Annotated in this window: 22 protein-coding genes; 13 read left to right on the top strand and 9 right to left on the bottom strand. The window is 68.5% G+C overall.

Going from position 1 to position 22292, the window contains the following annotated elements; genetic code table 11:
- Positions 1-5 precede the first annotated feature (5 nt).
- On the top strand, positions 6-1397 hold the full coding sequence (gene lpdA / locus DIE15_RS12015; protein WP_124833287.1) for a dihydrolipoyl dehydrogenase: 1392 nt from the start codon (positions 6-8) through the stop codon (positions 1395-1397).
- An 86-nt stretch (positions 1398-1483) separates the two neighbouring features.
- Here the strand turns inward: lpdA and DIE15_RS12010 are convergent, their stop codons facing one another.
- Positions 1484-2458 carry an alpha/beta hydrolase gene (locus DIE15_RS12010; protein WP_124833286.1) on the bottom strand — a complete coding sequence of 325 codons (975 nt, stop codon included), beginning with the start codon at positions 2456-2458 and terminating at the stop codon, positions 1484-1486.
- A gap of 147 nt (positions 2459-2605) precedes the next feature.
- Between DIE15_RS12010 and DIE15_RS12005 the strand changes: the two genes are divergently transcribed.
- The 5 genes from DIE15_RS12005 (at position 2606) to DIE15_RS11985 (ending at position 7513) form a co-directional block, all read left to right on the top strand.
- Positions 2606-3622 carry an AraC family transcriptional regulator gene (locus DIE15_RS12005; RefSeq protein WP_124833285.1) on the top strand — a complete coding sequence of 339 codons (1017 nt, stop codon included), beginning with the start codon at positions 2606-2608 and terminating at the stop codon, positions 3620-3622.
- Between the two features lie 144 nt (positions 3623-3766).
- Positions 3767-4396: an NAD(P)H-binding protein gene (locus DIE15_RS12000; protein WP_057927862.1), complete on the top strand. Its 630-nt coding sequence runs from the start codon at positions 3767-3769 to the stop codon at positions 4394-4396.
- A gap of 15 nt (positions 4397-4411) precedes the next feature.
- Positions 4412-4543 (top strand): hypothetical protein, encoded by a 132-nt coding sequence (locus DIE15_RS37610; protein WP_260428232.1) that lies wholly within the window; start codon positions 4412-4414, stop codon positions 4541-4543.
- A 304-nt stretch (positions 4544-4847) separates the two neighbouring features.
- Positions 4848-6278, top strand: a complete 1431-nt coding sequence (locus DIE15_RS11990) for a cytosine permease (RefSeq protein WP_057927863.1) — start codon at positions 4848-4850, stop codon at positions 6276-6278.
- Between the two features lie 164 nt (positions 6279-6442).
- A complete protein-coding gene (locus DIE15_RS11985; protein ID WP_124833284.1) occupies positions 6443-7513 on the top strand; it encodes a porin in 1071 nt (356 codons plus the stop codon).
- 252 nt (positions 7514-7765) lie between these two features.
- Here the strand turns inward: DIE15_RS11985 and DIE15_RS11980 are convergent, their stop codons facing one another.
- Together DIE15_RS11980 and DIE15_RS11975 are read right to left on the bottom strand one after the other, a co-directional pair.
- Positions 7766-8971: an MFS transporter gene (locus tag DIE15_RS11980; RefSeq protein WP_057927865.1), complete on the bottom strand. Its 1206-nt coding sequence runs from the start codon at positions 8969-8971 to the stop codon at positions 7766-7768.
- A gap of 760 nt (positions 8972-9731) precedes the next feature.
- Positions 9732-10643: a LysR family transcriptional regulator gene (locus DIE15_RS11975; RefSeq protein WP_124833283.1), complete on the bottom strand. Its 912-nt coding sequence runs from the start codon at positions 10641-10643 to the stop codon at positions 9732-9734.
- A 173-nt stretch (positions 10644-10816) separates the two neighbouring features.
- Here DIE15_RS11975 and DIE15_RS11970 point away from each other — a divergent pair, with 173 nt between their 5' ends.
- On the top strand, positions 10817-11737 hold the full coding sequence (locus DIE15_RS11970) for a pyridoxal-phosphate dependent enzyme (RefSeq protein WP_124833282.1): 921 nt from the start codon (positions 10817-10819) through the stop codon (positions 11735-11737).
- A 273-nt stretch (positions 11738-12010) separates the two neighbouring features.
- Here the strand turns inward: DIE15_RS11970 and DIE15_RS11965 are convergent, their stop codons facing one another.
- The gene (locus DIE15_RS11965) at positions 12011-13240 is read right to left on the bottom strand and encodes a DUF2242 domain-containing protein (protein ID WP_124833281.1); all 1230 of its coding nucleotides are present in this window, start codon (positions 13238-13240) and stop codon (positions 12011-12013) included.
- Between the two features lie 137 nt (positions 13241-13377).
- Positions 13378-14271, bottom strand: coding sequence for a LysR family transcriptional regulator (locus DIE15_RS11960; RefSeq protein ID WP_124833280.1), 894 nt, complete (start codon positions 14269-14271; stop codon positions 13378-13380).
- A gap of 108 nt (positions 14272-14379) precedes the next feature.
- On the opposite strand from DIE15_RS11960, the gene DIE15_RS11955 reads away from it, so the two are divergent.
- Together DIE15_RS11955 and DIE15_RS11950 are read left to right on the top strand one after the other, a co-directional pair.
- Positions 14380-15135, top strand: coding sequence for a TerC family protein (locus tag DIE15_RS11955; protein WP_057927870.1), 756 nt, complete (start codon positions 14380-14382; stop codon positions 15133-15135).
- A gap of 60 nt (positions 15136-15195) precedes the next feature.
- A complete protein-coding gene (locus DIE15_RS11950) occupies positions 15196-15498 on the top strand; it encodes a zf-TFIIB domain-containing protein (RefSeq protein WP_057927871.1) in 303 nt (100 codons plus the stop codon).
- Between the two features lie 107 nt (positions 15499-15605).
- Here the strand turns inward: DIE15_RS11950 and DIE15_RS11945 are convergent, their stop codons facing one another.
- Both DIE15_RS11945 and DIE15_RS11940 read right to left on the bottom strand, forming a co-directional pair.
- The gene (locus DIE15_RS11945; protein ID WP_057927872.1) at positions 15606-16016 is read right to left on the bottom strand and encodes an Hsp20/alpha crystallin family protein; all 411 of its coding nucleotides are present in this window, start codon (positions 16014-16016) and stop codon (positions 15606-15608) included.
- Between the two features lie 16 nt (positions 16017-16032).
- Complete coding sequence (locus tag DIE15_RS11940; RefSeq protein ID WP_124833279.1) at positions 16033-16473, bottom strand: Hsp20/alpha crystallin family protein; 441 nt, start codon at positions 16471-16473, stop codon at positions 16033-16035.
- A 245-nt stretch (positions 16474-16718) separates the two neighbouring features.
- Here DIE15_RS11940 and DIE15_RS11935 point away from each other — a divergent pair, with 245 nt between their 5' ends.
- On the top strand, positions 16719-17636 hold the full coding sequence (locus tag DIE15_RS11935) for a 3-hydroxyacyl-CoA dehydrogenase NAD-binding domain-containing protein (RefSeq protein ID WP_124833278.1): 918 nt from the start codon (positions 16719-16721) through the stop codon (positions 17634-17636).
- Between the two features lie 40 nt (positions 17637-17676).
- Here the strand turns inward: DIE15_RS11935 and DIE15_RS11930 are convergent, their stop codons facing one another.
- Both DIE15_RS11930 and DIE15_RS11925 read right to left on the bottom strand, forming a co-directional pair.
- A complete protein-coding gene (locus tag DIE15_RS11930; RefSeq protein ID WP_124833277.1) occupies positions 17677-17955 on the bottom strand; it encodes a DUF4148 domain-containing protein in 279 nt (92 codons plus the stop codon).
- A 176-nt stretch (positions 17956-18131) separates the two neighbouring features.
- Positions 18132-18980 carry a LysR substrate-binding domain-containing protein gene (locus DIE15_RS11925; protein WP_039322076.1) on the bottom strand — a complete coding sequence of 283 codons (849 nt, stop codon included), beginning with the start codon at positions 18978-18980 and terminating at the stop codon, positions 18132-18134.
- A 330-nt stretch (positions 18981-19310) separates the two neighbouring features.
- Here DIE15_RS11925 and madL point away from each other — a divergent pair, with 330 nt between their 5' ends.
- The 3 genes from madL (at position 19311) to mdcA (ending at position 22286) form a co-directional block, all read left to right on the top strand.
- A complete protein-coding gene (gene madL, locus DIE15_RS11920) occupies positions 19311-19706 on the top strand; it encodes a malonate transporter subunit MadL (protein ID WP_057927876.1) in 396 nt (131 codons plus the stop codon).
- Positions 19707-19717: 11 nt separating this feature from the next.
- Entirely contained in the window at positions 19718-20485 is a 768-nt protein-coding gene (gene madM, locus DIE15_RS11915; protein WP_057927877.1) for a malonate transporter subunit MadM, read from the top strand.
- Between the two features lie 154 nt (positions 20486-20639).
- A complete protein-coding gene (gene mdcA, locus DIE15_RS11910) occupies positions 20640-22286 on the top strand; it encodes a malonate decarboxylase subunit alpha (RefSeq protein ID WP_124453982.1) in 1647 nt (548 codons plus the stop codon).
- The last annotated feature ends 6 nt before the right edge of the window (positions 22287-22292 follow it).

The following is a 22292-nucleotide window of genomic DNA, read 5'->3' as shown; positions in this document are numbered from 1 at the left end:
GCGCGATGCCGAACGAACACACCACATTGCTCGTGGTCGGCGGCGGTCCGGGCGGCTACGTCGCGGCGATTCGCGCGGGGCAGCTCGGCATTCCCACGGTGCTCGTCGAGCGCGAACGCCTTGGCGGCACGTGCCTGAACATCGGCTGCATTCCGTCGAAGGCGCTGATTCATGTCGCCGACGCGTTCGGGCAGGCGTGCGGGCAGGCCGGTGAAGGCATGCTCGGGATTCGCGTGCGCACGCCGGAGATCGACATCGCGAAAAGCGTCGCGTGGAAGGACGGCATCGTCGAGCGGCTCACGCGCGGCGTCGGCGCGCTGCTGAAGAAGCACGGCGTGCGCGTGCTGCATGGCGACGCGCGCGTCGTCGACGGCAAGACGGTCGATGTCGTTGCCGGCGACGGCACGACGCGCATCGCATGCGAACATCTGCTGCTCGCGACGGGTTCGGAGCCGGTCGCGTTGCAGTCGATGCCGTTCGGCGGGCACGTCGTGTCGTCGACGGAGGCGCTGTCGCCCGCATCGTTGCCGAAGCGGCTGGTTGTCGTCGGCGCCGGCTACATCGGGCTCGAACTCGGGACCGTCTATCGCAAGCTCGGCGTCGACGTCAGCATCGTCGAAGCGGCGGAGCGCGTGCTGCCCACGTACGACGCGGAACTCGCGAAGCCGGTGGCCGATTCGCTCGCGCGGCTCGGCGTCGGATTGTGGCTGGGCCACCAGGTGCTGGGCCTCGCGAGCGACGGCGCGGTGCGCGTGCAGGCACCCGACGGCGCAGCGAAGACGCTGCCGGCCGATCGCGTGTTGGTCGCGGTCGGCCGTCGGCCGCGCGTCGACGGCTTCGGGCTCGACGCGCTGCCGCTCGATCGCAACGGCCGCGCGCTGCGGATCGACGACGCATGCCGGACGTCGATGCGCAACGTATGGGCGATCGGCGATGTCGCCGGCGAGCCGATGCTCGCGCATCGCGCGATGGCGCAGGGCGAGATGGTGGCCGAGCTGATCGCGGGTCGGCGCCGCAAGTTCACGCCGGCGTCGATCCCGGCCGTGTGCTTCACCGATCCCGAGGTCGTCACGTCCGGCTGGTCGCCCGATGACGCGAAGGCGGCCGGCGTCGATTGCATCGGCGCATCGTTCCCGTTCGCGGCGAACGGACGCGCGATGACGCTGCAGGCGACCGACGGTTTCGTGCGCGTCGTCGCGCGGCGCGACACGCACCTGATCGTCGGCTGGCAGGCGGTCGGGCGCGGTGTGTCGGAGCTGGCCGCGGCGTTCACGCAGTCGCTCGAGATGGGCGCGCGGCTCGAGGACATCGGCGGCACGATCCATGCGCATCCGACACTCGGCGAAGCGATGCAGGAGGCGGCGTTGCGCGCGCTGGGGCACGCGTTGCACGTGTGACGCGCACGCCGGTATCGATGGCCGAACGAAGCCCCGCGGTGACGGGGCTTTCTGTTTGCGTCGTCAGCAGGCATGGATCGTTGTGCTCACGACAATTCCCGCGCCCGAGCGGGCTGCGCCGTCACGTCGCGATAGAACGCATCGATCGCCTCCACCATCTGCGCAAGCCCCGGCTGTTCGAGCGGATAGTGGCCGGCGTTCTCGAGCATCGCGACCTTGACCGGCACGTTGCGGATGCGCGCGAGGAACGGTTCGCTCAGGTGCTTCGGTGTCCAGCGGTCCGCGGCCGGCTGCGTGAGCAGGACCGGGCAGACGCGGAAATGCTCCGGCTCGAGCGCCGGCCGATACGACATGTACGAATCGAGAAAGGCCATCGTCATCGCGTTGCCGGCCGACGTGCGATCGGACAGCCATACCTTCAGCGCGTCGTCGCGGTTGACGAGCGCGTGCATCTTGCTCGCGAGCGACATCGGGATGCGCATCGCGCGCAGCGGCGTCTTCGCGGTGAAGTGCGTCATCGGGCCGCCGACGCGGCTCATGAACAGGTTGCGCGCGGTTTCGTCGCGCACCTGCTGAAGGCGCTGATCGAGGAACGTCATGCCGACGATGCCATCGACCCTGCCGTTCAACGCGGCCACATGATAGGTCAGCATGCCACCCGCGCTCAGCCCGTAGAGCACGACCGGGCGGTCGTCCTTCGCGCGCTCCGCGTCGATCAGGTCGCTGCCGGCGCGCACCCAGTCGTCGTAGCGCACGAGCGCGCCACGTGCGACTTCGGTCATCCCGTATTCGGGCATGTCGACCGCGATCGTCTCGTAGCCGCGACGCGCGAGCTGCTCGCCGGCGATCATCGACATCTGCCGCCCGTTGGTGCCGACGCCATGGAACAGGATCACCTTCACCCTGGCCTCGGGATTGCGATACGTGTCGAGGTGGAGGCGATGACCGTTCCAGTGCCACCATTCTTCGTGCGGCTCGCGCTCGGCCGTCCACTGGAAGTCGGGCGGCAGGAAGGCCTGCATGGCGCGCCAGGCGGGCTGGTCTGCATAGGTCCTGGACATGGCGGCGGTCTCCGGTCGATTGCCCGAAAGGGCGGGTTGCGATGGCTCCCATCATGATTCGGCGACCGGTCGCCGACCATGCTGGCGCGGGCCAACCGCTTTAGAATCTAGGCCAACATACGTCCAACACCCGTCACGAGGCGTCCGATGAACGTCTGGAATTTTGCCCGCAGCCCGGCTTCCGTCCTGCTGATGATCGCGTTCGGGCGCGCGCGCGGGATCGCGCCGGCGGCCTTGCTGAAGGGCTCGCAACTGACGCTGAAGCAACTCGCCGATCCGGACTTCACGGTGCTGGCCGCGCAGGAACTGACGGTCGCGTCGAACCTGCTTGCGCTGACCGGCGACGCACCCGGCGTCGGCCTGACGGTGGGCCTGTCGTACCAGCTTTCGGCATACGGGCTGCTCGGGTACGGGCTGCTGAGCAGCGCAACCGGCATGGACGCCGTGGCGCTCGCGGGCCGCTATCTGGCGCTGACCTATACGTTCGTCGGGATGACGTACCGTCGTGCCGGCCGGCACGACGCGATCGTATTCGACGCGGCGCCGGAGCTGTCCGCGCCGCTGCAGCGCTTCTTCGTCGAGCGCGCGATGGGGGCGACCTGCCGCGTGCTGCACGACGCGGTCGGCGACGCGTTCGAACTCGCGACGTTCGATCTCGCGTACGACGCGGAGCCGGGCGGTCGGCAGGTACTCGGCACGCGGCTCCGGTACGGGCGGCCGGCCAATACGATCACGTTCGAGCATGCGCACCTCGAACGGCCGTTGCCGCAGGCCAACGCCGCGACCGCCGCGATGTGCGAGCGCATGTGCGCGGAGCTGATCTCGCGCCGGCGCACGCGCGTCGATTTCGTGTCGTTCCTGAACGAGTACCTGTCCACGCGGCCGTTCGATCGCCCGCCGCAACTGAAGGACATCGCGACGCTGCTGAACACGAGCGAGCGCACGCTGAAGCGTCGGCTGCAGGAGGAGGGCGCGAGCTTTCGCGACATCTCGAATGCGGTGCGCAAGACGCGCGCGCAGACGCTGATTGCCGAAGGGCGGCTGTCGGTCAAGGAGATCGCGCAGGAGCTGGGGTTCAGCGACATGTCGTCGTTCTCGCAAGCGTACAAGCGTTGGACCGGTGTTGCACCGAGCGTGTCGCGGCAGGCGGGAACGGGGGCATAGCGGGCGGTTGCGGGTTGCCGTTGACCCGCCCGCGCGAAGCGTTCATCGTGTCGATTCCACGCTGATTCACCGGCGGCACCCGGTGGGACCACGGCGGCCTGTCATGGCGACAGCCGGTGCCGGCCTCATACGGAACAAACGAACATGAAACTGTTGCTCGTCGGCGCGACCGGACTCGTCGGGCGCCACGTCCTCGAAGTCGCACTGGCCGACGCGCGGGTGGACGAGGTCGTCGTGCTCGCGCGCCGGCCGCTGTCGCCGCATCCGAAAATGCGCGCGCTGACGATCGACTTCGATCACCTGCCAGAGGCGGCCGACTGGTGGCAGGCCGACGCGGTGATCTGCACGCTTGGCACCACGATGCGGGCCGCGGGCTCACAGGCCGCGTTCCGCCGCGTCGATCACGACTATCCGCTCGCGGTCGCGCGGCTCGCGCACCGGTCCGGCACGCCGACCTACGTGCTGAATTCCGCGCTCGGGGCGGACCCGGCGTCGCGCATCTTCTACAACCGCGTGAAGGGCGAGGTCGAGCGTGCGCTCGCGGGCATCGGGTTCGCGTCGCTCACCTGCGTGCGGCCGGGCCTGATCGGCGGCAACCGCGACGAGTTCCGGTTCGGCGAACGGATGCTGGTGCTTGCGCTGAGCATCGCCGGACCGCTGCTGCCGTCGAAATGGCGCGTGAATCCCGCGCCGCGCATTGCACGCGCGCTGCTCGACGCGGCCCTCGACGCGCGGCCGGGCGTGCATGTCATCGGATCGGAACGGCTCGCCTGATCCGGAACGGGCGACGTGCTGCCCACGCACGTCGCCGGCACGGATGAACGAGCGGACGCACGCGCCGGCTATTCGCGCACGAAGCTGTCGAGCGGGCCGAACTGTCCCGCGAGCGCATCGCAGAGCGCGTCGTCCGCCGACACCTGAGCTTTCATCTTCCATACGCACAACCGGCGCCTTCACGGTTGGGCGTGTCCCGTTTTCTCAGACGATTTCGAAAATTGCCGGACACCGGGTAATCACCGATATCACCCAAGTTGTATATACAAGATCATCCGCTGGCAATCTCGGCACACGTCGTGCCGGTTGCGCGCCAGCGTGCAGACCGTGCGTGCGTGGCGCATGCCGGCGATCCACGGCGCACCGCACCCGACGAGCCGAACGGCCGGCTCGGCACGTTTCCTGTCTCGTCCAAACCATTTGTGATCCTCAGTATCTTGGAGATTTTCCCGTGTCAACGAATCCCAGTGGAAAAGCCGGCGGCCTGATCGAGGTACGCTCGATCGATTTCATTCCCGACGCCGAGCGCCACGGCGGCCTGCTGAGCCAGTTCACGCTGTGGCTGTCGGCGAACATGCAGATCACGGCCATCGTCACGGGCGCGCTGGCGGTCGTGCTCGGCGGCGACGTGTTCTGGTCGCTGGTCGCGCTGCTGCTCGGCCAGTTCGTCGGCGGTGCCGTAATGGCGCTGCACGGCGCGCAAGGGCCGCAGCTCGGCTTGCCGCAGATGATCTCGAGCCGCGTGCAGTTCGGCGTCTACGGCGCGATGATCCCGATCGTGCTCGTGTGCCTGATGTATATCGGTTTTTCCGCCAGCGGCTCGGTGCTCGCCGGGCAGGCTGTCGCGCAACTGCTGCACGTCGACGACGCGGCCGGCATCCTGCTGTTTGCGGCCGTGATCGTCGTGCTGACGGTGTTCGGCTATCGCGCGATCCACTTCGTCGGCCGGATCGCGAGCGTGGTCGGCATCGCCGCGTTCGTCTACATGTTCACGCAGCTGTTCGCGAACCACGACGTCGGCGCGCTGCTCGCGAACAAGCACTTCTCGCTCGCGAGCTTCCTGCTGTCGATGTCGCTGTCCGCATCGTGGCAGATCGCGTTCGGCCCGTACGTCGCCGACTATTCGCGCTACCTGCCGCGCTCGACGTCGTCGGTCGCCACGTTCCTCGCGGTCGGCCTCGGCTCGGTGATCGGCGCGCAGGCCGCGATGGTGTTCGGCGTGTTCGCGGCCGCGCTGGCCGGCAGCCAGTTCGCACACCATGAGGTGTCGTACATCGTCGGCCTCGGCTCGACGGGCGCCGTCGCCGCGCTGCTGTACTTCAGCATCGCGTTCGGCAAGGTGACGGTGACCGCGCTCAACGCATACGGCAGCTTCATGTCGATGGCGACGATCGTCAGCGGTTTCCGCGGCAAGGGCGCGGTGTCGTCGCGCAGCCGTCTCGTCTACATCTTCGGGATGATCTGCGTGTCGACGCTGATCGCGCTCGCCGGCCGCCATTCTTTCCTGAAGGAATTCACCGCGTTCATCCTGTTCCTGCTCGCGTTCTTCACGCCGTGGAGCGCGATCAACCTGGTCGACTACTACTGCTTTACGCGCTCGCGCTACGACGTGCCGGCACTGTCCGATCCGGATGGCCGCTACGGCCGCTGGAACGTGATGGCGATCACGATCTACGTGGTCGGCATCCTGGTACAGCTGCCGTTCATGTCGACGCACATCTACACGGGGCCGCTCGTCGACGCGCTCGGCGGTACCGACATCTCGTGGATTCTCGGACTCATCGTGCCGGCCGCGCTGTACTACGTCGGTGCGCGTGCGTCGCGACGCAGCATCCCCGAGCGCCTGATCCTGCCGCTCGAGCGCGGCGAGGTTCACCACTGACGCATCGCGTCATCCATCGGGCCGGCCAGCAGTCGGCCTGAGCGGCCCGCCGCGCCGTACCCGGCGCGCCTGGCAGCCGCGCTGCACATTCCTTCGTTATCCGCGATGCCGGCACGGCAGACCACCGTGCGCGGCATCGTTCCTTTCTCTTTTCATTGGATAGTATGACTAAACGAGTGAACGCACGAGACAATCGTTCCCGGGCGCGATCGGCGCATGCCGGTCTTCGCATGACCGTCGCGGCCGCATGTCTTGCCGGTTCAGGCGCCGCGCTCGCGCAGGACGGCGTCACGCTGTACGGGGTGATAGACGAATTCGCGCAGTACGTGAACACCGGCAACGGCTACACCGCGGCGATCGGCTCGGGCGGCCAGTGGGGCAGCCGCTTCGGGGTGAAGGGCGGCGAGGATATCGGCGGCGGCCAGAAGATCGAGTTCGCGCTCGAGAACGGCTTCAATCCGAACGACGGTTCGCTCGCGAGTTCGGGCAGCATGTTCAATCGTCAGGCGTGGGTCGGCATCGCGGGGCAGTGGGGCAAGGTGCGCGCGGGCCGCCAGAATTCGCCGCTGTTCAACGACCAGGGCGGGCAGGACGCGTTCGGTGGTGTCACGCAGGCGTCCGGCATGGACAACCTGACCGTGTTCTCGTTCCGCACGAGCAATACGCTGTCGTACCAGAGCCCCGAGATCGCCGGCTTCCAGGCCGGGCTGTACTTCGGCTTCGGCGATGCGGGCGGCGTGCGTTCGGCAGGCTCGAGCCAGCAGTTCGACGTGACTTACGAGCACGGCCCGTTCGCGGCGTTCGTCGCGGGGCAGTGGCTGAAGAACGCGACGGCGACCACGACCGATCGCACGATCATGGCCGGCGCATCGTACGCGATCGGCAAGGCGACCGTGTACGGCGGCTTCTCTGCGGTGAAGTGGGCCGACCTCGGGATCGATTCGCGCGTGTACGGGTTGTCGCTCAAGTACCAGCTCAACCCGGCGAACTATGTCGCGCTCGGCTATGCGTACCTGCACGACCAGACGTCGCAGGGCGACAACGCGGACCAGTTCGGGCTGATGTACGAATACGACCTGTCCAAGCGCACGAGCTTCTATGGTGCGCTGTCGTACCTGCGCAACCGCAATCAGGCCGGCTACACGCTCGCCGGTGCGGCGAACCCTGGCCTGCCGCTCGCATATCCGGGCGCGAACGCGCGCGGCGTGCAACTCGGCATCGTGCATCGCTTCTGACGGTGCATCGGGCGCTGGGCCGTGTGGCGCGGCGCCGGCTTCCTTCCTTTTGCGAGAGCGCGCATTCGCGCGCCTACATTCCCGGCCGTTCCGCTCGAGCGCCTCGATGCGCATGCGCATGCGTTCTTCGGCGGGTTCGCCACCGCGTGGATACGTCGAGGCGACGACGCGCGGCCCGTGAGCGAAAACGCCCGCGTCGAGATCTCGACGCGGGCGTTTTCAATTGCAGTGCCGTATATCGACGCCGCGCGCTTACGAATTCGCCGCGGCCGGCGCACGGCGGCGTTGCATCATCTGCACTGCGACCAGCGCAAGCCCTGCCGCGGCGATCAGCCCGCCGACGAGCGGCACGGCCGCGTAGCCGAAGCCGGCCGAGATCGCGGCGCCGCCGGCCGCAGCGCCGACTGCGTTGCCGAGGTTGAACGCACCGATGTTGACGGCCGACGCGAGGCCCGGCGCTTCATGTGCGGCACGCATCACGCGCATCTGCAGCGGCGGGACCACCGCGAACGTGGCAACACCCCAGACCAGCAGCGTGACCGCGGCACCGGCATGCGTGCGGGCGAGCAGCGGGAACGCGGCCATCGTCACGATCAGCAGCACCAGGAAGCCGATCAGCGTGCCGTCGAGCGAGCGGTCGGCGAGGCGGCCGCCGGCGATGTTGCCGATCGAGAAGCCGACGCCGATCAGCACGAGCATCGCGGTGACGAAGCCGGGCGTCGCACCGGTCAGGTGTTCGAGCGTCGGTGCGACATACGTGTACAGCGTGAACATCGCGCCGGCGCCGAGCACCGTGGTCGCGAGCGCGCCGAGGACGACGGGGCGCGTCAGCACCGACAGTTCGGCACGCAGGTTCGGCATCTTGCCGGCCGCGCCCTTCGGCAGTGCGGCGAACAGGCCGGCGATCGCGATCACGCCGAGCGCCGCGGTAGCCGCGAACGACATGCGCCAGCCGATCATCTGGCCGAGCCAGGTCGCGGCCGGCACGCCGCCGACGTTCGCGATCGTGAGGCCCATGAACATCGTCGCGACCGCGCTGGCCTGCTTTTCACGCGGCACGAGGCCGGCCGCGACCACCGAGCCGAGCCCGAAGAACGCGCCGTGGTTCAGGCTCGTGACGAGTCGTGCGAGCAGCAGCGTCGTGTAGTCCGGCGCGACGGCCGACAGCAGGTTGCCGATCGTGAAGATCGACATCAGCGCGATCAGCGCCGAGCGGCGCGACCAGCGCGCGAGCAGCAGCGTCATCAGCGGCGCGCCGACCATCACGCCGATCGCATACGCGCTGATCAGCATGCCGGCCTGCGGAATCGACACGTGCACGCCGTCGGCGATCACGGGCAAGAGGCCCATCGGCGAGAACTCGGTCGTGCCGATGCCGAACGCACCGGCGGCGAGCGCCAGCAGCGGCAAAGCCGCGCTGCCGCCGGGGCGGGAAGGAGAAGAAGTCGTGGTGTTCACGCGATGCGCTCCTGTAAGCAGTGGGCAACGGCACCGGGCCGTTGTGGACAGGATGAAGTGTGCCTGCATGACTTTTGCGAAAAAAGCCGTGTTCGGACGAAATTATCTTGATTTCATGTCAACAATACGCGGATTCGGGGTGGCGTGTGCGCGGCTCGCGGCGCCGGGGCTTGTGGCGATTCGTGGCTCGAAGCCGGCTGCCGGCCGTGCCGACGATCGACTGCGCGCCGCGTGAAAGGCTTTCGTCATCCGAAAAGCGTGTGGTGTCGGGACACGGAGCACGAGCCGGTTGTGCGCCGCGTTTGCGATGTGGCCGGCTTTCGACGCAGGGCGGGCGGCAGACGGCGGCGCAGTGTCGGTCAGCCGACTGGTCGCGGCGCGAACGTGTCATCCTTGCCACTGACCCTTTACCGGCGCGGCGTGATGCCAAAAAAAACCCGGTCACAGGGGGACCGTGACCGGGGTAGAAAGGCATCCTCTCATTGGCACGAGGGTTGGATGCGGGCGCAGTATATTTCGGGGCAGAGCATTTCGAAATGACGTTAAACGGCTGTTTTTGGTGTCAATTTAAAAAGTACCGGCGTCACGGCGCCGATCGTCATCGATTTGAAAGATATTCCGTCCGTTCGAGCGGATGTTTGGCGTGCGATGACAGGGAAGCCGGCCGTCTTGCGACGCGCCGCGCAGGTGAGCGGATCCGCGGCCAGGCGATGCTGCGCAATCCGTCGCAGGCGCGCGGGTCGAGCACGCCGGCGGGCGGTCAGTCCGTGTGGCCGGCCGCGGCGCGCACCGCGTCGAGAAACTGCGCGACGACGGGGGAAGGCGGCGCCGCCGCGCCGTCGAACACGAACTCGATGTCGAAGCGGCTCGCGAGTTCGTCGAGCGCGACGAGCCTGACCGTGCGCGGACACGTCGGCGATGCGCTTTCCGGCACGAATGCGCAGCCCATGCCGGCCGCCACGAGACCGATCAGCGTCGGAATGTCGCTGCCGACCTGCGCGATGCGCGGCGTGAAACCGGCCCGCTCACACTGCGCCATCAGGAAGCGGTGGTGCGCGGCGGAGCGCTGCGCGTCGAACCAGACGAACGGTTCGTGCGCGACGTCGGCGAGCGTGCGCGGCGCGTGGAAGCGGCCGCCGGGCGGTGCGGGCATTGCCAGCACAAAGCGGTCGCTCAGCAGCCGCACGCCCGACAGATGCGGTGCCTCGTCGCGGCGCCACGCCATGATGCCGCCGTCGAGCTGGCCGCGCGTCAGTGCCGCCGCCTGTTCGGCCGACAGCATCGGCGCGATCGACAGCTTCACGTCCGGACACGCGTCTCGAAACGCCTTGAGCACGTTCGCGACGACCGGCAGCGGCAGCCAGTTCGGCAGCGCGCCGAGCCGCAGTTCGCCGAGCCGGCCGGCCGCGCTGCGCAACGCGCGCTCGCGGCTCTCCTGCAACGTCGCGAGCAGGACGGTTGCATCCTGCAGGAAACTCGCGCCGGCCGCCGTGAGCGTGACGCCCGTCGCGCGGCGGACCAGCAGCGGCGTGCCGATCGCGTCCTCGAGTTCGCGGATCTGCCGCGACAGCGCGGGTTGGACGATTCCGGCCGCGCGGGCGCCGGCCATCACGCTGCCGGCTTGCGCGACCGCCACGAAGTAACGCAGGTGACGCAGTTCGATCTGACGCATGCGGGGCGGGCTCCGGTTTCGATTCAGTGCGATTCAGTGGATATGCCTGTAAAGCATAGCAAGTGCCATTCAATAGTATTGGAAAGCATGACGGGCGTGTCGTACGATGGTCGCCGTTGCCGGGCCTTTCAGAGGCCGCGTGCGTTCCCTTCGTCCCGACCGCGTCCCGCACCATGCCGCTTCATATCCAGACCCCCTATATCCGTTCGCAAATCGCGTCGCGCCGCCTCGGCACGAACATCCGGCTGAAGCTCGACGCGCTGCAGCCGTCCGGCTCGTTCAAGTTGCGCGGCATCGGCGCGGTTTGCGAAGCGCGGCATGCGGCCGGCGCGCGCCGGTTCGTGTCGTCGTCGGGCGGCAACGCGGGCATCGCGGTCGCGTATTGCGGTCGCGAGCTCGGCGTGCCGGTGCTCGTCGTCGTGCCGGAAACGGCATCGGCCCGCGCGCGCGAGCTGATCCGCGTTGAAGGCGCGGAGGTGGTCGTGCACGGCGCGAGCTGGGCCGAGGCGAACGCATTCGCGCTGTCGGCCGTCGGCGCGCACGACGCGTTCGTGCATCCGTTCGACGACCCGGTGCTGTGGCAAGGGCACGCGACGATCATCGACGAGATGGCGGCGACCGGCCCGAAGCCCGACGCGGTCGTGCTCGCGGTCGGCGGCGGCGGGCTGCTGTGCGGCGTGCTCGAGGGGCTCGCGCGCAACGGCTGGCACGACGTGCCGGTCGTTGCGGTCGAGACGGAGGGCGCCGACAGTTACGCGCGCTCGCTCGCGAAGGGGCACCCGATCGAATTGCCGGCGATCACGAGCATCGCGACGTCGCTCGGTGCGAAGCGGCCGTGCGACGCGGCGGTCGAATGGGCGACGCGGCATGCAATCCATCCGGTCGTGGTGTCCGATGCGCAGGCGGTCGCTGCATCGCTGCGGTTCCTGGAAGAGCACCGGATCGTCGTCGAACCGGCGTGCGGCGCCGCGCTGGCCGCGCTCGAACGGTCGGTGCCGGTGCTCGCTTCGGCGGCCGATATCGCGGTGATCGTGTGCGGCGGCGTGACGGCGACGGTCGAGCAGTTGCAGACGCTGAACGCGACGTTGCGGTAACGCGTCAACGCGCGTGACACGGCGCAGCCGGCAGGCGATGCGGCCGAAGACGTAGCGGCAGGGTGACGGCGGGGCGGGAACGGCCGCGGGCATCCGCGAAACCCCGATGGCGTTGTCTGTCGCGACGGACTGTTCCCGAGCGCCGGTCACGTCACGGCGAGCATGCGCAGCCGGTGGGCGGGTGTGCGGCCCACTCGCCGGACGGTGACAGGCAGCGGCGCACGTGGCGCGCCGCGCGCAATGGGCGCACGGCGCGCAGAGGCGGTCGCGCAGTCAGTTCGTGGATGGTGCGCTGGCACCGGTCGGTGCGGACGAGGCGACGGGATTGGCAGCTGGAGGCGCCGGCGTCTTCTCTGCCGATGCCGAAGCAGCGTTCGACGGTGCAGATGCGGATGCCTCAGATATGGGCGTGGACGATGCCGGCGTTGCGGCAGAAGGCGTCGATGCCGAAGCGGGTGTCGGAGCAGAGGCGGGTACCGAAGCCGAAGCAGGGGCCGGGGCCGAAGCACTAGCCGGAGCCGAAGCAGGGGCCGAAGCACTAGCCGGAGCCGAAGCAGGGGCCGGGGCCGAAGTACTAGCCGGAGCCGAAGCACGGGCTGAAGCTGAAGCACTGGCCGGAGCCGAAGCACGGGCTGGAGTCGAAGCCGTGGTCGGAGCCGAAGCAGGCGCCAAGGTCGAAGCCGGTGCCGAAGCAGAAGCCGGCACCGAAGCCACACCAGCCCCCACACCCCGCATCGCCCCCGGCGCGACCACGGCCGATGCCGCGCCAGGCACAGCCGGCACGACGGGCGTGCCCGAAGTCGGCGCGACGCTCGGCACCGACAGCGGCACCGGCGCGGCCGGCGGCGTCGGCACGACGGGCGTCGTCATCTTCATCGGCTCGCCTTGCGGCGTCGGCGCGGGTTCGGGCAGCGGCGTGACCGGCTCCTTCTCGGCCGCCTTCACGGTCGCGCGATCGCGGTGGGCCGGATCGATCTTCAGGAAATGCTCGACGAGATTGAAGAAGCGCTCGTAGAACACGCCGGCGGGAATCGTCTCGCTCGCGGTCTTCACGAGCGCGTCGTCGCTCGACCCGATCGGCAGCGACAGCGAACCGAACACGCTGAGCCCGACGCTCGCCGACGTATTCGACTTCTTCAGCGTGTAGCGGTCCTGCACCGCGTTCACGTACGCGATGCTCGACGTGCCGTCCGCGTTCGCGTCCGCGCACACGACGTGAAACTCGATCACGACGTGCATGTCGTTGCTCGGCTGGAAATTCTTGCTGCCGTCGACCGCATCGTTGCGCGACGACGACACGACATAGCCCTGGCTCAGCAGCGCGCGACGCGCGGCCTCGCAGGCCGCGTCGGATTTCGAGCGGAACGTGTGCGCATACGGGCTGCTCGTCGCGTCGAACTGCTCCTGCTGGTAGATCGGCTTGGGCGGCGACGAGCACGCCGCCAGCACGGTCGCGGCCGCGAGTGCGCACGAAACGGAAAACAGGCGAAGTCGGTTGTGCATGGCGTCTTTCAAAAGGCTCGGCGAGATGCCGCGCGGGGCTGCGGCGCAGGGCGCACAACGGCGGTGCCGGTGCGATGCGCGTGGCAATCTCGTATGGCCGGGGCGTCATTATAGTTTCGTTTGATGTCGCGCTTGCTTCAGCCGGCCGGCGCCGGCCGCGCGGCGGCGAGCAGTTGCGACGCGAGCGGATGGTGTTCGCCGCGCCGTGAGCGGATCGCGTGGATTTCCTCGGTCACGTCGCCCGCACGGCCGAGCCGGCGCAGCCCGCGCAGCAGCGACGCGTCGTTCGCGCCGAGTTCGCTGAGCGGAAACACACCGAGGCCGCGTGCCGCGAACACGGCCATCAACGCGCTGTCCTCGAATTCCCCAGCCACGCGCGGTACGACCCGTTCCTGCTCCAGCCACCGGTCGAGGCGTGCGCGCAGCGCCGAATGGGCGGTCGGCAGCAGCACCGGCAGCTCGGCGAGGCACTGCGGAAAGCGCTGCCGCGCGGCCGGCGTGACGAGCACGGCCGGCCCGTGCCAGTCGACCGGCGATGCGACGAGCCGCTCGCTCGTCACGCGCAGATTCGACCCCGACGGCGCACCCTGGCCGGCCAGCACGAGATCGAGGTGATGTAGCGCCAGCTCCGCGAGCAGTGCATCGTGCTCGCCCTCGTGGCACAGCAGTCGCAGCGTGGGCGTATCGAGCACCGGTGCGAGAATCGCATGCGCGGCGAGCTTCGAGATTCCGTCCGCGAGGCCGACCGCGAGCCGCACGGTCGGCTGGCTGGCCGCCGCGCGCACTTCGTCGGGGATTAGCCGGCCCATCTCGAAGATGACCTCAGCGCGCGCATACGCGGCCTGGCCGGCATCGGTCATCGCGACGCCGCGCCCGGCCGGGCGCAGCAGCTGGTGGCCGAGCGACTTCTCCAGTTCGCGCACCTGCGCGCTGATCGTCTGCACGGCCATGTCGAGCCGCTCGGCGGCGCGCGCGAAGCCGCCTTCCTTCACGACGACCCAGAAATAGTACAGATGTCGGAAATTCAGCATCGGATCAATATTTCGGAAAAACCGAACCAAAAATCAGATTCTCTCTGATTTTTGCGAAGTCGTGAGTCGCCTATCATCGGGCTTTCCACATTCGAATCGGCCCTTTTCATGGACTACCTGCTGACGCTTGCCGCCGACCCCGCCGTCTGGGCTGCGCTCCTGACGCTCGTCGTGATGGAAGTCGTGCTCGGCATCGACAACCTGATCTTCATCTCGATCCTCAGCAACAAGCTGCCCGAAGCGCAGCGCGCCCGCACGCAGCGCCTGGGCATCGCGCTCGCGCTCGTGATGCGCCTCGCGCTGCTCGGCAGCGTCGCGTGGATCGCCAGTCTCACCGAACCCGTGTTCACGCTGTTCGATCACGCGTTCTCGTGGCGCGACATGATCCTGCTGGCGGGCGGCCTGTTCCTCGTGTGGAAGGCGACCACCGAGATCCACCATCACGTGTCGCATGACGGCGACGGCGCGGGCGCATCCGGCGGCGCGGCCGGCCTGACGGTATGGGCCGCGATCGGCCAGATCGTGATGCTCGACATCGTGTTCTCGATCGACAGCATCGTGACCGCGATCGGCATGACCGAGCACATCCCGATCATGTTCGTCGCGGTGATCGTCGCGGTGAGCGTGATGTTGTTCGCCGCGCAGCCGCTCGCACGCTTCATCGACCGCAACCCGACCGTCGTGATGCTCGCGCTGTCGTTCCTCGTCGTGATTGGCATGACGCTGATCGCGGAAGGTTTCGGTTCGCACGTGCCGAAGGGCTATATCTACGCGGCGATGGCATTCTCGGCGTTCGTCGAGGGCATGAACATGCTGGCGCGGCGTGCGAAGGCAAAGCGCGCGGCGCGGGGCGAAGCTCACTGAGCAAGCGGGCGGGCCGAGGCCCGTCCTTGATTCGGAATTCTCAACGAAAGGAGAAGCGCGATGAAATGTCCGGTCTGCAAGACGCCCGACCTGCTGATGGCGGAGCGCCAGTCGATCGAGATCGACTACTGTCCGACGTGCCGCGGCGTGTGGCTCGATCGCGGCGAACTCGACAAGCTGCTCGCACGCGAAACCGGCGACGTGCCGGCACGCCGCGACGAGCCGCCCGTGCGGCACGATGCGCATGCACCGCGCGGGCGTGACGATGGCTGGGGGCGCGACGGTCGCCCGCACGATGATCGTTACCGGCACGACGGCCAGCGTCGCAAGAAGTCGGTGTTCGACCTGTTCGATTTCGATTGAGCGCGACGGCGTGCGCGTGTCACGTCGCATGTTGAAAAAAGCCCCGCCAGGTGTCATGCCTGGCGGGGCTTTGTCATGCGCGTTACGCGATGAGCACGTGCCGGCGCTTACGCGTTGCCGGCCGTCACGTCGATGCGGCGCGGGCGCGTTTCCTCGCGGCGCGGAATCGTCAACGTGAGCACGCCGTCGCGCAGGCTCGCATCGATTCTCGACGTATCGAGATCGGGGCTCAGCACGAACGTGCGCACGAAGCGCGGCGCGCGGACTTCGGCGTGCCGCACGCGCAGGTCGGCCGGCGTGTCGATGCGCGTGTCGGCTTCGATCGTCAGCGTGTTGTCGTGCACCTTCACGTCGAGGTTCTCGCGCGGCACGCCCGGCAGGTCGGCGCGCAGCGTGACGCGCTGCCTGTCTTCGACGATATCGACGGCCGGCGTGATCGCAGGCCGGCGCGCGGCGTCGATGGCAGCCGCATGGGCTGCACCGGTCTGGCGTTCGCTCAGGGTCTGGCTCGTATTCATGTCGTTCTCCTGAAGATTACTGAACGGGGATCGCACGCGGCTTCGATGCCTCGCGCCGGCCGACGCGAATCAGCAGGCAGCCGTTTTCATAGCGGGCGCTGACGTTGTCGGCGTCCGCGTTCTGCGGCAGTTCGACGACGCGGCGGAATGCGCCGTGAAAGCGCTCCTGCGCATAGGTGCGCAGCTCGTCGCCGGCATCCTGCGGCACGGGCTTGCGCTCGCCGCTGATCGTCAGTAGCTCCTTGTCGATCGATACGTCGAAGTCGGCCGCGGCCATGCCGGGAGCGAACGCGACGATCTCGATCGCGTCGTCGGTCGCGCCGACGTTCAGCGCGGGAAACGCGCTCGGCCGCACCGCGCGGATGCCGGTCGGAAGCTCGCCGAACAGGCTCGCCATCTGCCGCTGCACGCGGGCGAATTCGTCGAACAGGTCGTGGCCGTTATGGATGCCGCTCATGAAGGTCCTCCGAAACATGGAACGCGAAAGACGCGACGACGCGACGCCGATGGCGAGTGCGACGCGCGGTTTTCCGCTGAGTCGAAACGAGGGCAGTGCGCGTGACGGGCACTGCCTGGCAACCGGTAATTAGAGGCTGCCGCAGCGGTTTTCAAGAGGGAAATTGCAACCGGCATCAACGCGTGGCGATGCGGTTCGATGCGACAATCGTCGCGCTATCCACAGACCACGGAGACGGAACGGACATGGACATTCAACGCATCGCGATCGTCGGGGCCGGCGTGATCGGCGCGAGCTGGGCGGCTTTCTATCTGTCGAAGGGCTTCGACGTCGTCGCGACGGATCCCGCGCCGCAGGCCGACGCGCGGCTGTGCGACGCACTCGCTGCATTCCTCGGCGAGCGCGCCGCCGAGCTTTCCGCGCGGCTGTCGTTCGACGCGGATCTCGTGCGCGCGCTCGACGGCGTCGATTTCGTGCAGGAAAACGGCCCCGAGCGGCTCGACCTGAAGCGTGCGCTGTACCGGCAGATGGACGCCGTGCTGCCCGCGCGCGTACCGATCGCGTCGAGCTCGTCGGGCCTGAAGATGTCCGAGATCCAGACCGCGTGCGACAAGCATCCGGAACGCTGCCTGATCGCGCATCCATTCAACCCGCCGCACCTGATTCCGCTCGTCGAGCTGGTCGGCGGCGACGCGACCGACCCCGGCGTGATCACGCGCGTGAAGGATTTCTACGACGCACTCGGCAAGCAGACGATCGTGCTCAACAAGGAAATGACCGGCCACGTCGCGAACCGGCTCGCAGCCGCGCTGTTTCGCGAGGTATATCACCTCGTGGGCGAAGGCGTGGTGAGCGTCGCCGATGCGGACAAGGCGGTCGCGTGGGGCCCGGGGTTGCGCTGGGGCCTGATGGGACAGTGCCTGACCTATCACCTCGGCGGCGGCGCGGGCGGGATCGCGCACTTCCTCGAACACTTGTCGGGGCCGATCACGTCCTGGTGGGACGACCTCGGCACGCCGTCGTTCGATCCGGCCGTCGATCGCAAGCTGAACGACGAACTGCGCGCGATCCAGGGCGAGCGTTCGATGCAGGAACTGGCGGCCGAGCGCGACCGGCTGCTCGTCGAGCTGATCGACGCGCGGCGCCGCAGCTTCCTGCCCTGAGCGGGTCGCCGCGCCGCGTTTCGGCCGGGTCGTGAAAGGGCTATTGCTGCGTGACCATCTGCGGTGCCTGCGGCGTCTGCGCGAGCCACGCGGGCTGCACGGCCTGCACCAGTTCGCGATTGCGCGCGCGCGTCGCGGCATTCGGCGGATAGTTGCCGTCGTTGGTCGGCAGTTCGCCGTCGAGATAGGCCTGCTTCAACTGGGCGATGACCTCCGCACGCGTCAGGCCCTGTGCGGGTACCGTGGCATCGGTTTGCGCAAAGGCGGGGGACAGCAGCGCGGCTGCGGCGGTCGCGACGGCGAATCGCAAGACGTTCATGGTGTGCTCCGATCAAGGGGACGGGACAGCGGGCGCGCGGCACACTGCCGTGCGTTCCGATGGGTCCCATTGTCGCGAGCGCGTACTGCACGGACGCTGACGCGTTCCGGGCGAGGCTGTCAGTTGCGCGCGAACGCCGCCGCGGGGCGGCACCGGCGCGATGGCGAAGGCTTTCGCTACAGTTCGGCCGCCGCCGCGATCAGCGTCGCTTCGAGCGCGAGCGTCGAGCGTGACGCAGCCGCGGGCCGGTCGATCACGTATTCGAGTTCGCCGAGTTCGGGCAGCCCCGCGTCGAGCCGCGCGAGCCCGGCCGGAATCACGTAGCCCGCGAATGCGCTGACGCCGAGCCCCGCGCTCGCGGCCGCGCGCAGCACCGCGATGCTGCTGCTCACGACGGCGATCCGGTAAGGGCGGCCGACCGCCTCGAGCGATTCGAGCACGCGGCGGCGCGACACGCTCGGCTCCGGATGCATCGCGAGCGGCAGCACGGCTTCGTGACCGGTGATCCGCGAATCGGGGCCGGTGCACCAGTACAGCGGTTCGCTGCGGATCACGCGGCCGCGCCGGCTGCCCGCGACGCGCTTCGCGAACACGAGATCGTGGCGGCCTTCGTCGAGCGCATCGAACAGGTCGCCCGACAACCCCGTCGAGATCGCGAGCTCGACTTCCGGATTGCGCTGCACGAAGCTCGCGAGCGCGGCCGTCAGGTGCGCGGACGCGAAATCCTCCGACATCGCGAGCCGCACCTTGCCCGACAGAGGCGGCCCGCACACCGACGTGACGGCCTCGTCCATCAGTTCGAGGATGCGCACCGCGTAGCGGAACAGCGCGTCGCCGTGCTGCGACAGGTGCACGTTGCGCGTATCCCGCTCGAACAGCGGCCGGTCGAGCAGCTCCTCGAGGCGGCGGATGTGCTGGCTGACGGTCGACTGCGACAGGCTCACGCGCTCGGACGCGGCGGTGAAGCTGCCGGACTGGGCGACGGCGACGAAGCTGCGCAGCAGCTCGGGCGGTAAGGGACGCATTGCTAAATCCACTGAATCGGTTTCGACAACTTCATAAATGGCCGGATTTTGCGGCGCTAGTATCGGATCACGCCCTGGTGCGGCCCATGCAAGCGGGGCGCACCGGACGCGTAGCCCGTGTCGCGCCGCCGGCTTGCTTCGGTCAGTCTAAGCCATCCGGCGTCCGGCCCGAAACCGCATCATTCCATCGACCCCGAGAACGCGCTCGCACGACGAGCCGCCGGGCCGCGGCGCACCGCCGCAGGAGACAGGCAGTCCGCACGGGATCGGCGTGCGGGCCCGGCTCCCGCAGGTGTCAGGCGCCCGTCACGAAGAGACTGGAGACGACTCATGATCATCTATGGAACCGCGCTGCTGGCGTTCTGCCATCTGGCCGGACTGTTCCTCGGCGACCTGCTGGGCGCCGCGATCGGCGTGAAGACCAACGTCGGCGGCGTCGGTATCGCGATGCTGCTGCTGATCTGCCTGCGCCTGTGGCTGCACCGGCACGGCTGGCTGCCGAAGGAGACCGAAGCGGGCGTCGGTTTCTGGGGCGCGATGTACATCCCGGTCGTCGTCGCGATGGCCGCGAACCAGAACGTCGTCGCCGCGCTGAAGGGCGGGCCGGTCGCGCTGCTCGCGGCCGTCGGCGCGGTGGCGATCTGCGCATGCTGCATCGCGGTACTCGTGCGCATGGGGCGCGACGACACGGCCTTCGCGGGCGTGCCGCAATTTGAAGAACAGTGACGGAGGCCGCCATGCTGCAGATGCTCGAAAAAACCGTCGCCCACAACGGGCTCGTCGCGTCGTTCGCGCTGGTCGGCCTGATCATGTGGCTGTCGTCGATCGCGTCGCGCAAGCTGACGTTCGGCCGCGTGCACGGCTCCGCGATCGCGATCGTGATCGGTCTTGCGCTCGCGTATGTCGGCGGCGCATTCACCGGCGGCGAGAAGGGAATCGCCGACGTGCCGCTGTTCGCCGGCGTCGGCCTGATGGGCGGCGCGATGCTGCGCGATTTCGCGATCGTCGCGACCGCGTTCGAAGTGCAGCCGACCGAGGCGCGCAAGGCCGGGCTCGTCGGCGTCGTGTCGCTGCTGCTCGGCACCGTGCTGCCGTTCATCGTCGGCGCGTGCATTGCGCGTGCGTTCGGCTATACCGATGCGGTCAGCATGACGACCATCGGCGCGGGCGCCGTCACCTATATCGTCGGGCCCGTCACGGGCGCGGCGATCGGCGCGAGCTCCGACGTGATCGCGCTCAGCATCGCGACGGGCCTCGTGAAGGCGATCATCGTGATGGTCGGCACGCCGGTCGCGGCCAACTTCATGGGCCTGAAGACGCCGCGCTCCGCGATGATCTTCGGCGGGCTGGCCGGCACCGTCAGCGGCGTGAGCGCGGGCCTCGCCGCGACCGACCGCCGGCTCGTGCCGTACGGCGCGCTGGTCGCGACGTTCCATACCGGCGTCGGCTGCCTGCTCGGCCCGTCGGTGCTGTTCTTCGCGACGCGCGCGCTGATCGGCGCGTAGCCGCCGCGAGCGATTCGGGCGGCCTGTGCGTGCAGCCGGTGCGCGCGGGCCGCATCCATCGCGGCGTCCTCTGAGTCGCATTCGTCAACATCATCAATCGGCGGCGGCGCCCGGCTTAGAATGCCGCTGAACCATCGAAGCGGGAGAACTGTTCATGACGGGATGGAATCACGCGCGGCAAGCGCGCGATGCACGCCTCGCGGCCGGCGCGGCGTACGCGCAGGGCAAGCGGGTCGATGCGCGCGACACCGTCGCGTTGCTCGAAGCGGTGCTGCGGCCGGGCGACCGCGTCTGCCTCGAAGGCGACAACCAGAAGCAGGCCGACCTGCTCGCGACGGCGCTCGCCGATGTCGACAGCGCGAAGATCCACGACCTGCACATGGTGCAGTCGGGCGTCGTGCTGCCCGAGCATCTCGACGTGTTCGAGCGCGGGATCGCGAAGCGTCTCGACTTCGCGTATTCGGGCCCGCAGTCGCAGCGGATCGCGAAGCTGCTGTTCGGCGGGAAGATCGCGCTCGGCGCGGTGCACACGTATCTCGAGCTGTTCGCGCGCTACTTCATCGACCTCACGCCGCAGGTCGCGCTGATCGCGGCGGTCAGCGCGGACGCGGACGGCAACCTGTACACCGGCCCGAACACGGAAGACACGCCGACCGTCGTCGAGGCCACCGCATTCAAGGACGGCATCGTGATCGCGCAGGTCGACCGCATCGTCGACAAGGTGCCGCGCGTCGACATTCCGGGCGACCGCGTGCATTTCGTCGTCGAGGCCGGCCGGCCGTTCTACGTCGAGCCGCTGTTCACGCGCGACCCGGCCGCGATCACCGAAACGCAGATCCTGACCGCGATGCTCGCGATCAAGGGCATCTACGAACCGTACGGGATCAAGCGCCTGAACCACGGGATCGGCTTCAACACGGCCGCGATCGAGCTGCTCCTGCCGACCTACGGCGCGAAGCTCGGGCTGAAGGGCAAGGTCTGCACGCACTGGGCGCTCAATCCGCACCCGACGCTGATCCCCGCGATCGAATCGGGCTGGGTCGAGCAGATCCACTGCTTCGGTTCCGAAGTCGGGATGGACGACTACATCCGCGCGCGCTCCGACGTATGGTTCACCGGTCCCGACGGGTCGCTGCGCTCGAACCGCGCGTTCTGCCAGACTGCCGGCCTCTATGCGTGCGACATGTTCATCGGCTCGACGCTGCAGATCGACCTGTCCGGCCATTCGTCGACGGTCACGGCCGAGCGGATCGCCGGTTTCGGCGGCGCGCCGAACATGGGCAGCGACGCGCGCGGCCGGCGTCACCCGAGCGAGCCGTGGCTGAAGGCCGGCGCCGAAGCCGACCCCGACACGCCGGCGGCGCTCAGGCGCGGCCGCAAGCTGGTCGTGCAGATCGGCGAGACGTTCGGCGACAAGAACGTGCCGATGTTCGTCGAGAAGCTCGACGCGCTGAAGCTTGCCGACAAGCTGCAGCTCGACCTCGCGCCGATCATGGTCTACGGCGACGACGTCACGCACATCGTCACCGAGGAAGGGATCGCGAACCTGCTGATGTGCCGCGACAAGGATGAACGCGAGCACGCGATCCGCGGCGTCGCCGGCTATACGGAAATCGGCCGCGGCCGCGACCGGAAGATGGTCGAGCGGCTGCGCGAGCGCGGCGTGATCCGCCGCCCGGAGGATCTCGGCATCGATCCGCTCGACGCCGATCGCCGCTGGCTCGCCGCGCGCTCGATCAAGGATCTCGTGCACTGGTCGGGTGGGCTCTATGCGCCGCCGGCCCGGTTCCGCAACTGGTGAGGAAGA

The organism is Burkholderia sp. Bp9031 (genome assembly GCF_003857965.1).
Classification (GTDB): Bacteria; Pseudomonadota; Gammaproteobacteria; order Burkholderiales; family Burkholderiaceae; genus Burkholderia; species Burkholderia ambifaria_A.
Note: the sequence above shows the minus strand (reverse complement) of the source record. Positions and strands in the feature narration are given on the sequence as shown.

Excerpts from the sequence above, each read along its gene's own strand:
- lpdA (WP_124833287.1), top strand. The coding sequence starts at position 6 with ATGCCGAACGAACACACCACATTGCTCGTGGTCGGCGGCGGTCCGGGC.
- mdcA (WP_124453982.1), top strand. The coding sequence starts at position 20,640 with ATGACGGGATGGAATCACGCGCGGCAAGCGCGCGATGCACGCCTCGCG.
- DIE15_RS12000 (WP_057927862.1), top strand. The coding sequence starts at position 3,767 with ATGAAACTGTTGCTCGTCGGCGCGACCGGACTCGTCGGGCGCCACGTC.
- DIE15_RS11945 (WP_057927872.1), bottom strand. The coding sequence starts at position 16,016 with ATGAATACGAGCCAGACCCTGAGCGAACGCCAGACCGGTGCAGCCCAT.
- DIE15_RS11940 (WP_124833279.1), bottom strand. The coding sequence starts at position 16,473 with ATGAGCGGCATCCATAACGGCCACGACCTGTTCGACGAATTCGCCCGC.
- madL (WP_057927876.1), top strand. The coding sequence starts at position 19,311 with ATGATCATCTATGGAACCGCGCTGCTGGCGTTCTGCCATCTGGCCGGA.
- DIE15_RS11925 (WP_039322076.1), bottom strand. The coding sequence starts at position 18,980 with ATGCGTCCCTTACCGCCCGAGCTGCTGCGCAGCTTCGTCGCCGTCGCC.
- DIE15_RS11935 (WP_124833278.1), top strand. The coding sequence starts at position 16,719 with ATGGACATTCAACGCATCGCGATCGTCGGGGCCGGCGTGATCGGCGCG.
- DIE15_RS11950 (WP_057927871.1), top strand. The coding sequence starts at position 15,196 with ATGAAATGTCCGGTCTGCAAGACGCCCGACCTGCTGATGGCGGAGCGC.
- DIE15_RS11955 (WP_057927870.1), top strand. The coding sequence starts at position 14,380 with ATGGACTACCTGCTGACGCTTGCCGCCGACCCCGCCGTCTGGGCTGCG.
- DIE15_RS11965 (WP_124833281.1), bottom strand. The coding sequence starts at position 13,240 with ATGCACAACCGACTTCGCCTGTTTTCCGTTTCGTGCGCACTCGCGGCC.
- DIE15_RS11970 (WP_124833282.1), top strand. The coding sequence starts at position 10,817 with ATGCCGCTTCATATCCAGACCCCCTATATCCGTTCGCAAATCGCGTCG.
- DIE15_RS12005 (WP_124833285.1), top strand. The coding sequence starts at position 2,606 with ATGAACGTCTGGAATTTTGCCCGCAGCCCGGCTTCCGTCCTGCTGATG.
- DIE15_RS11930 (WP_124833277.1), bottom strand. The coding sequence starts at position 17,955 with ATGAACGTCTTGCGATTCGCCGTCGCGACCGCCGCAGCCGCGCTGCTG.
- DIE15_RS11985 (WP_124833284.1), top strand. The coding sequence starts at position 6,443 with ATGACTAAACGAGTGAACGCACGAGACAATCGTTCCCGGGCGCGATCG.
- DIE15_RS12010 (WP_124833286.1), bottom strand. The coding sequence starts at position 2,458 with ATGTCCAGGACCTATGCAGACCAGCCCGCCTGGCGCGCCATGCAGGCC.
- DIE15_RS11960 (WP_124833280.1), bottom strand. The coding sequence starts at position 14,271 with ATGCTGAATTTCCGACATCTGTACTATTTCTGGGTCGTCGTGAAGGAA.
- DIE15_RS11975 (WP_124833283.1), bottom strand. The coding sequence starts at position 10,643 with ATGCGTCAGATCGAACTGCGTCACCTGCGTTACTTCGTGGCGGTCGCG.
- madM (WP_057927877.1), top strand. The coding sequence starts at position 19,718 with ATGCTGCAGATGCTCGAAAAAACCGTCGCCCACAACGGGCTCGTCGCG.